Genomic DNA, 7,983 nt, shown 5'->3' with positions numbered 1-7,983 from the left:
CGCGGCCGCGGTCGTGGGGCGATGGGGCGGCGACCCGCTCTGGTCGCTGGTCGCCCGTGGCGGCGGGTCACGCGGCCGCCCGCGGCCGTCTGGGCCGGCCGCCCGCCCCGAGGGCGAGGAGGCCGAGGGCGCCCGCGGCGGTCGCGAGGCCGGCGCGGGCGGCCGTCCACCCCGCGAGGGGGTAGGTCAGCAGCCAGCAGCCGTGGGCGAGGGAGAACCGGGCGGCGAAGACGGCGGGCAGGTCCGCGCTGCCCGCCGAGCGCCGCAGCAGCCGACCGCCGGGGGTGAGGACGGCCGAGGAGGCGGCCCCGAGCAGCAGCCAGGCGGCGAGCAGGGCGGGCCAGGCCCAGGGGCCGGGGACCACCGCCGCGCCCACCGGGAGCAGGAGCAGCACTCCGGCCGTGACGAAGGCGGCGGGGACCATCAGGGTGCGGTCGCGGGCCCGGTCGAGGGCGCGGGGCAGCAGTAGGGCGACGGCCATCGAGCCGGCTCCGTACGCGCCGAGGGCGAGCGTGACGTCGCCGGCCGGCCGGCCGAGGACCTCGCGGACCAGGACGACGGTGGTGACGAGGACCATCGCGCCGCCGGCGGCGACGACCAGGTCGAGCGCGAGGAGGGCGCGCAGCCGCGGGGTCGCGAGGACGAGCCGGATGCCGGAAGCGGCCTTGGTGTGCGCGCCGCCGGGGCGCTCGGCGGGCGCGGCGACCGGGAGGAGGACGGAGGCGACGAGCGCGGCGGAGGCGAGGAAGCCGACGGCGGTGCCGGTGAAGAGCAGTCCGGCCGGGAGGAGGGTGAGCAGTGCGGCCGCGAGCGCCGGGCTGAAGAGGTTCTCCAGGTCGTAGGCGAGGCGGGAGAGGGAGAGGGCGCGGGTGTAGTCGCGCTCGTCGGGCAGGACGTCGGGGACGGTCGCCTGGAAGGTCGGTGTGAAGGCGGCGGAGGCGGCCTGGAGCAGCAGGATCAGGGCGTAGACCTGCCAGACCTCGGTGACGAACGGCAGGGCGAGGGCGGCCCCGGCGCGGGTGAGGTCCATGGCGACGAGGAGCGTCCGCCGGGGTATCCGGTCGGCGAGGGCGCCGGCCAGGGGCGCGACGGTGACGTAGGCGACCATCTTGATCGCGAGCGCGGTGCCGAGGACGGCGGTGGCGTCGGCACCGGCGAGCTCGTACGCGAGGAGGGCGAGGGCGACGGTGGCGAGCCCGGTCCCGGCCAGGGCGACGAGCTGGGCGGCGAAGAGGCGACGGTAGGTGCGGTGACGCAGCACGGACAGCATGGGGCCCGCCCTCGTTCGACTCCGGGGTCGTGACCACCGTAGCGGACATGTGCATGATTGCGCACATGTGGACGAGAGGAGGGACTCAGTCGTGCCAGGGCTCTCCGGTCACCTGATGGTCGGCGTGGCTGATCGCCTCGACCACGAGCCGCCGCATATGACCGTCGGGCAGGGTGTAGACGACGCGACGGCCGTCCTTCCGGTGCTGGACGAGCCCGCTGAGCCGCAGCTTTGCCAGATGCTGGCTCACGGCCGGACGGGCCGCGCCACAGGCCTCCGCGAGGGCGGTGACGTCGGACTCCCCGCGCGACAGGAGCCAGACCAGGTGCAGCCGGGTCGGGTCCGCGAGGAGAGCGAAGACCCCGGCCGCCGCGGCGAGCTCGCGGGCGCCCGGTGTGCGCTGGTGCACGATGCTCGCAACTGAGGACGGTTCGCGTGACGACATGGGCCCATCGTAGGCACGCGAACGAAAGCCGCCCCGGCGCGTGGGAGTGTCCGGGAAGTACGGGCGACCGCCCGGAGGGCGGAGCCGACTTCCCGGACACGACCTGGCGGGCCGGGGCGGGTCTTCCGTGTGGCTGTCGGGGGCGGTCAGAGCTTGTGCATGCCCTTGAAGGGGCTGAGGACTCGGACCTGGCTGGCTCCGAAGTCGACGAGCAGCGCACCCGTCGGCTCCTGGCCGATGACCTTCCCGAGGCCGTGGCGATCGTGGGAGACACGGTCACCGACGGCGAACTCCTTGATCACGGGATCGGCGGGAGCCGCGAACGGGCTGGTGGACAGGTGGCGCCGGGGCGCGGATCGGTTCGTCATCGTCCCGCCAGTATGCCCCGCATAAGGGCGGGGGCACAGGGGCTGCGGTGATGCCTCTGCGACGGTTGCGGCAACACGGCCACACATCAAGGGAGTTGCTCGCTAGCATTTCGGAAGTCGAGTCCGCGTCGGGGGAAGGGCTGCGCTCATGAGCGACGACTGGGACGAGGTCCGGGGGCTCTGGGAGAGCATCCGGGAGGGCGTCGACGACGGCCGGCCGCCGCCGGCCGCGAGCGCGGCGGTCAGTCGGGGCGGCCCCAAGCTGTCCGGCAACCCGGTGTCGATCACCGGAGAGGCGGGGGCGGGCAAGACCGTCCTCTGCGGCGCGCTGCTCCAGGCGATCCGGTCGGGGGACCCCGACAGCCGGAAAAGTCCGGACATCGAGAAGCACAAAGCGGTCATCCGCGCCGCCGGACGCCGGACGCAGGCGGCCGTGACGGTGATCCCGGGGCAGCTGTCGGTGGAACGCGAACAGGCTCTCACCGACACCATGCGCGGTGAGGCCTCTCCGCACGGGATCATCCATGTGACCTGCTGGGGGCACAACCGGATCTGGCTGCGCAGCGACGGTCGCGACGTGCGGGACGAGCTCGCGGCCGCCGGCGGACCGGTGGACGAGGAGGCGGTGCGCGCCTGGCACCTGGAGAAGGAGTCCCTGGACTTCCGGGTGCTGGCCGACGCGATCATCGACGGGGAACTCGCCAAGCGGCTGCGCTGGCTGCTCGTCGTGGTCTCGAAGTGCGACCTCTACTGGAACCGGCTCGACGAGGCCCGCGACCACTACATCCCGGGCGGCGCACCCACCGACTCGCGGTTCGCCGCCTCGCTGCGTGATCTGCGGAGCCAGACCTCGCTGCGGCTCGGTGTGCTGCCCATGGCCTCACGGCTGATCCGGCACGAGTTCCTGCCCGGGATCGACGACGGCGTCTCGCGCCTGGACGACTCCCAGATCGGAGTGCTGCGGGGCCACTTCAACCATCATCTCCAGCGGTTCATCGCGTCCGACGGGGGCGGGTCCCATGGGGCGAGCTGACCGCACGGCCGCGTTCTTCCGGTCCTTGGAGGGGGCCGAGGCGCGACTCAAGACCGTGCGTCTCGCCCGGACGAGGCTGCGGCTGGGCCGCAGGACGCGTGCGGTGTCGGCGGGCGTGGCCGTCGTGTGCCTGATCCTCGCGCTGACGGCCGACGGGACGGGCGGCATCGCCGTGACACTCGTGCCCCTGCTGGTCGCGGCGGGCGCACTGGGCGTGATGACCGACGCCTGGTTCCGGTTCGTCCGCCCCAGCCTGCTGGTGATCGCGCACGAGGAGCGGGCCATGCTCGACGAGGTCAACCGGCTACGGGAGATGTACGCCCATATCGCCATACAGGAGAAATGGGACCCGGTGGTGGAGAAATCGGTACGCCAACGCCTGTCCCGCTTCCCCATCCAAGGAGGATCGTCCCGATGAAACGGCTCACGAACCTCGCCCTCACCTACGTGGCACTGCCGACCGTCCTGCTGACCGCGGTGCTGTACGCGTTCGCCACCCGTCACCCCGGCCCGTACCAGCGTCTCTTCGAGTCCCAGTGGGACGCGATCCTCGCGGGCTTCGCGATCACCGGCTCCGGGCTGCTCGGCCTGGCGTTCGGGGTGCGGCTCTGCTTCAGCGTGCTGGGCGCGTACCAGCCGGAGAACGTCCGCAACGGTCTGGTCGCCATGGTGGTCGGCGGGACGGTCTGCGGCGTCGGCGTCGTCCTGCTGTGGGGACTCCTGGCGCCCTGACCGCCCGGGCCCACCGCTACATCGTCGTCGCTGCCGGAAGCTCCGCGCGGGACAGCGGGAGGCCGTCCGCCATGCGCAGGCTGACGGCCATCGTCAGGCCTCCGCCGGGGGTGTCCTCCGCGGTGACCGTGCCGCCCATCGCCTCGATGAAGCCGCGGGCCACCGCCAGGCCCAGGCCGACGCCGGCGCCGCGCGGGGCGTCCCCGTAGCGCTGGAAGGCGCCGAAGATACGGTCCTTGGCCACGTCCGGGACGCCCGGGCCCCGGTCCACCACCCGCAGTTCGACCCGGTCGGCCAGGGCGCTCGCGGCCACCAGGACCGGCTCGCCGGCCGGGCTGTACTTGACGGCGTTCTCGACGATGTTGGCGACGGCCCGTTCGAGCAGGCCCCGGTCGACGGCGACCATCGGCAGCGTCTCGGGGATGTCGAGGTCCACGCTGCCCTCCGGCACCCCGGCCAGCGCCATCGGGACGACCTCGTCGAGGTCGGTCTCCCGGATGACGGCGGTGACGGTGCCGGTCTCCAGGCGGGAGACGTCCAGCAGGTTGCCGACGAGGTGGTCGAGCCGGTCGGCGCCGTCCTCGATGCCTTCCAGGAGTTCCGCCCGGTCCTCCTCCGACCACTCGACGTCGTCGGCGCGCAGCGAGGTGACGGAGGCCTTGATGCCGGCCAGCGGGGTCCGCAGGTCATGGCTGACCGCGGCCAGGAGCGAGGTGCGGATCTTGTTGCCCTCGGCCAGCCTGCGCGCCTCCTCGGCCTCCCCGACGAGCCGCTGGCGCTCGAGCACGGTCGCGGCCTGGGCGGCGAAGGCGCCGAGCACGCGCCGGTCCTCGGCGGGCAGGACGCGGCCGGACAGGGCGAGGGCGAGGTGGTCGCCGACGGGCATGTCCACGTCCGCGTCCTCGGGCCGGTCGGACTGCCGCACGCCCACGGAGGCGACGCAGGACCAGGGGTCGGAGTCCTCGCGGCGTTCGAGCAGGGCGACCGATTCCATGGCGAAGGTCTCCCGGACCCGTTCGAGGAGCGACTCCAGGCTGGTCTCGCCGCGCAGCACGCCCCCGGCGAGGAAGCTGAGCGTCTCCGCCTCGGCGCGCAGCCGCGCGGCCTGGTGGGTGCGGCGGGCAGCCAGGTCCACCACCGAGGCCACCGCGACCGCCACGCCGAGGAAGACCACGAGGGCGACCATGTTCTTCGGGTCGGCGATGGTGAGTTCGTGGAGCGGCGGCGTGAACCAGTAGTTCAGGAGCAGCGACCCGACCGCCGCCGACGCGAGGGCCGGCTTGAGTCCGCCGAGCAGGGCGGCGGCGACGGTGAGGGCGAGGAAGAGCAGGACGTCGTTGGCCAGGCCGACGTCCGGCGCGACGCCGAGGAGCAGGGTGAGCAGCGCGGGGCCCGCGATGCCGGTGAGCCAGCCCCAGATGGTCCGGGAGCGGCCGAGCTCGGCGCCGCGCGCGACCGGCAGGCCGCGCCCCTTCGCCATCTCGTCGTGGGTGACGATGTGGACGTCCAGATCGGGGCCCGACTCGCGGGCGACCGTGGCGCTGACGCCCGGCCCGAAGACGTACTGCCAGGAGCGTCTGCGGCTGACGCCGAGGACGATCTGGGTGGCGTTGACCCCGCGGGCGAACTCCAGGAGGCCGGAGGAGATGTCGTCGCCTATGACGTGGTGGAAGGTGCCGCCGAGGTCCTCGACCAGCGTGCGCTGGACGGCGAGTTCCTTGGGCGAGGCGGCGGTGAGGCCGTCGCTGCGGGCGATGTAGACGGCGAGCACCTCGCCGCCCGCGCCCTTCTCGGCGAGCCGCGCGGCACGGCGGATGAGCGTACGGCCCTCGGGGCCGCCGGTGAGGCCGACGACGATCCGTTCGCGGGAGCCCCAGATCTTCGAGACCCGGTGCTCGGTGCGGTACTCCTGGAGGTACTCGTCGACCCGGTCGGCGGTCCAGAGCAGGGCCAGCTCGCGCAGCGCCGTCAGGTTGCCGGGGCGGAAGTAGTTGGACAGGGCCGCGTCGACCTTGTCGGACTTGTAGATGTTGCCGTGGGCCATGCGTCTGCGCAGGGCCTGGGGCGACATGTCGACCAGCTCGATCTGGTCCGCCCGCCGCACCACCTCGTCGGGGACGGTCTCCTTCTGCCGCACGCCGGTGATCGACTCGACGACGTCGCCCAGCGATTCGAGGTGCTGGATGTTGACGGTCGAGATGACGTCGATGCCGGCGGCGAGCAGTTCCTCGATGTCCTGCCAGCGCTTGGAGTTGCGCGAGCCGGGCACGTTGGTGTGCGGCAGCTCGTCGACGAGCGCGACGGCGGGCTTCCGCGCGAGGACCGCGTCGACGTCCATCTCGGTGAAGGTGGTGTCGCGGTAGGCGATCGTGCGGCGCGGGATCTGTTCGAGGCCGTGCAGCATCACCTCCGTACGCGGCCGGTCGTGGTGTTCGACGAAGGCGACGACACAGTCCGTGCCGCGTTCGACCCGCCGGTGCCCCTCGGAGAGCATCGCGTACGTCTTGCCGACGCCCGGTGCCGCGCCGAGGTAGATACGGAGCTTTCCGCGTCCCATGGTGGTGTGATGCCGTTTCTTCGATGGAGGACGGACCGGGTCACGCCTCGAAGCGGTAGCCCATGCCGGGTTCGGTGATCAGATAGCGGGGGTGCGAGGGGTCGCGTTCCAACTTGCGCCGCAGCTGCGCCATGTAGACCCGGAGGTAGTTGGTCTTTCCCCCGTAGCTGGGTCCCCAGACCTCCTGGAGCAGCCGGCGCTGGCTGACGAGCACCCCGGGGTTGCCGATCAGTATTTCCAGCAGGTGCCATTCGGTCGGGGTGAGCCGTACGTCGCGGTCGCCGCGCCGGACCTTCTTCGCCACCAGGTCGACGGTGAACTCGTCGGTGACGACCTGGTGGGTGGTGTGCGGCGGCCGGTCCGGGGACTCCTCCGTGCGGCGGGTGGCGGCCCTCAGCCGGGCGAGGAGTTCGTCCATGCTGAACGGCTTGGTCATGTAGTCGTCGGCGCCCGCGTCGAGCGCGCGGATCTTGTCCTCCGAGCCGCTGCGGGCGGAGAGGACCAGGACCGGCGCCCGGCTCCAGCCGCGGAGGGCTCTGATGACGTCGACGCCGTCCATGTCGGGCAGTCCGAGGTCGAGCAGGATCATGTCCGGCTGTCCTGCGGCCACGAGGCGGAGCGCGGTGGCACCGTCGGGTGCCGCGTCCACCAGGTAGTGACGGGCCTGGAGGTTGATCACCAAGGCTCGTGCGAGCTGCGCGTCGTCCTCCACGACAAGCACCCGGGTCATCGGCGTGCTGCCTTCCTCTTGTCGTCCACGTGCGACGGGAGTCGGCGGGTCCGGGATCGTCCCGGGGACCCGCCGACTCCCACGCTGCTGCGATAAGGCCATCAGCCCTTGGTCAGTTCCTTGAGCGCGATGTTGAGCTCCAGGACGTTGACGCGGGGCTCACCGATGAAGCCGAGGATCCGGCCGTCGGTGTGGTCGGCGACGAGCTTCTCGACCTGCTCGACGTCGAGACCGTTCTTCTCGGCGACCCGGTGGACCTGCAGCTCCGCGTACTCCGGGGAGATGTGCGGGTCCAGGCCGGAGCCGGAGGAGGTGACGGCGTCGGCCGGGACGTCCTTGGGCGTGAAGCCGGCAGCCGTGTTGTCCTTGACGACGGCTTCCTTGGCAGCGAGCACCTGGTAGCAGAGCGAGGCCTGGTCGTCCTCGGTCCTGTACTCCTCGATCGGCTTGCAGTACGCCTTGCCGGTCTTGGGGTCGTGCTCGGCGCCGTCCTCACCCGACCGGTTGGTCGCACCCGACAGGATCAGCGAGTACTGCGTGTTGACGCTGTTGGTGCCCAGACCGTTGGAGGGGCGCGGCTGGAACCACTTCAGGTCCGGCCCCGACGTCTCCTCGCCGTCCTTGAGCGGCAGGTTGTAGCTCTGGCCGATGAGTTCCGAACCGACGACCTTGCCCCCGCTCTCGATCTCGGAGCCGTTGGCCTTGTCGTGGAACGCCACCTGAGCCAGGCCCGTGACGACCAGCGGGTAGAGGACACCCGTCACCACGGTCAGGACGAGCAGGGCGCGGAGACCGGCCCAGAGCAGCCGCCCTGCGTTTCCTACGGAGTTGTTCATGATCAGCACGCT

The 7,983-nt window shown here is 72.1% G+C and carries 9 protein-coding genes; 3 read left to right on the top strand and 6 right to left on the bottom strand.

Annotation, left to right across the window (positions count from 1 at the left end):
- Positions 1-67: 67 nt before the first annotated feature.
- From AB0E14_RS21060 to AB0E14_RS21050, 3 genes are all read right to left on the bottom strand, one after another.
- Positions 68-1,270: an MFS transporter gene (locus AB0E14_RS21060; protein WP_362419969.1), complete on the bottom strand. Its 1,203-nt coding sequence runs from the start codon at positions 1,268-1,270 to the stop codon at positions 68-70.
- 85 nt (positions 1,271-1,355) lie between these two features.
- Positions 1,356-1,715 carry a metalloregulator ArsR/SmtB family transcription factor gene (locus tag AB0E14_RS21055; RefSeq protein WP_362419966.1) on the bottom strand — a complete coding sequence of 120 codons (360 nt, stop codon included), beginning with the start codon at positions 1,713-1,715 and terminating at the stop codon, positions 1,356-1,358.
- A 146-nt stretch (positions 1,716-1,861) separates the two neighbouring features.
- Positions 1,862-2,083: a hypothetical protein gene (locus AB0E14_RS21050; RefSeq protein ID WP_362419963.1), complete on the bottom strand. Its 222-nt coding sequence runs from the start codon at positions 2,081-2,083 to the stop codon at positions 1,862-1,864.
- A gap of 148 nt (positions 2,084-2,231) precedes the next feature.
- Here AB0E14_RS21050 and AB0E14_RS21045 point away from each other — a divergent pair, with 148 nt between their 5' ends.
- The 3 genes from AB0E14_RS21045 to AB0E14_RS21035 are packed head-to-tail and all read left to right on the top strand — an operon-like array spanning position 2,232 to position 3,848.
- On the top strand, positions 2,232-3,116 hold the full coding sequence (locus tag AB0E14_RS21045; protein WP_362419960.1) for a hypothetical protein: 885 nt from the start codon (positions 2,232-2,234) through the stop codon (positions 3,114-3,116).
- Entirely contained in the window at positions 3,103-3,534 is a 432-nt protein-coding gene (locus AB0E14_RS21040; RefSeq protein ID WP_362419957.1) for a hypothetical protein, read from the top strand. Before AB0E14_RS21045 ends, AB0E14_RS21040 begins: the two co-directional genes overlap by 14 nt.
- On the top strand, positions 3,531-3,848 hold the full coding sequence (locus AB0E14_RS21035) for a hypothetical protein (protein ID WP_362419954.1): 318 nt from the start codon (positions 3,531-3,533) through the stop codon (positions 3,846-3,848). Before AB0E14_RS21040 ends, AB0E14_RS21035 begins: the two co-directional genes overlap by 4 nt.
- 16 nt (positions 3,849-3,864) lie before the next feature.
- Here AB0E14_RS21035 and AB0E14_RS21030 read toward each other — a convergent pair whose 3' ends face one another.
- The 3 genes from AB0E14_RS21030 to AB0E14_RS21020 all read right to left on the bottom strand — a co-directional run bounded on the left by AB0E14_RS21030 (position 3,865) and on the right by AB0E14_RS21020 (position 7,971).
- Entirely contained in the window at positions 3,865-6,405 is a 2,541-nt protein-coding gene (locus AB0E14_RS21030) for a sensor histidine kinase KdpD (protein ID WP_362419950.1), read from the bottom strand.
- Between the two features lie 40 nt (positions 6,406-6,445).
- A complete protein-coding gene (locus AB0E14_RS21025) occupies positions 6,446-7,135 on the bottom strand; it encodes a response regulator (RefSeq protein WP_362419947.1) in 690 nt (229 codons plus the stop codon).
- Positions 7,136-7,236: 101 nt separating this feature from the next.
- Positions 7,237-7,971, bottom strand: a complete 735-nt coding sequence (locus AB0E14_RS21020) for a potassium-transporting ATPase subunit C (RefSeq protein WP_362419944.1) — start codon at positions 7,969-7,971, stop codon at positions 7,237-7,239.
- Between the last annotated feature and the right edge of the window lie 12 nt (positions 7,972-7,983).

The organism is Streptomyces sp. NPDC047981 (assembly GCF_040653315.1).
In the GTDB taxonomy this organism is placed as follows: Bacteria; Actinomycetota; Actinomycetes; order Streptomycetales; family Streptomycetaceae; genus Streptomyces.
Note: the sequence above shows the minus strand (reverse complement) of the source record. Positions and strands in the feature narration are given on the sequence as shown.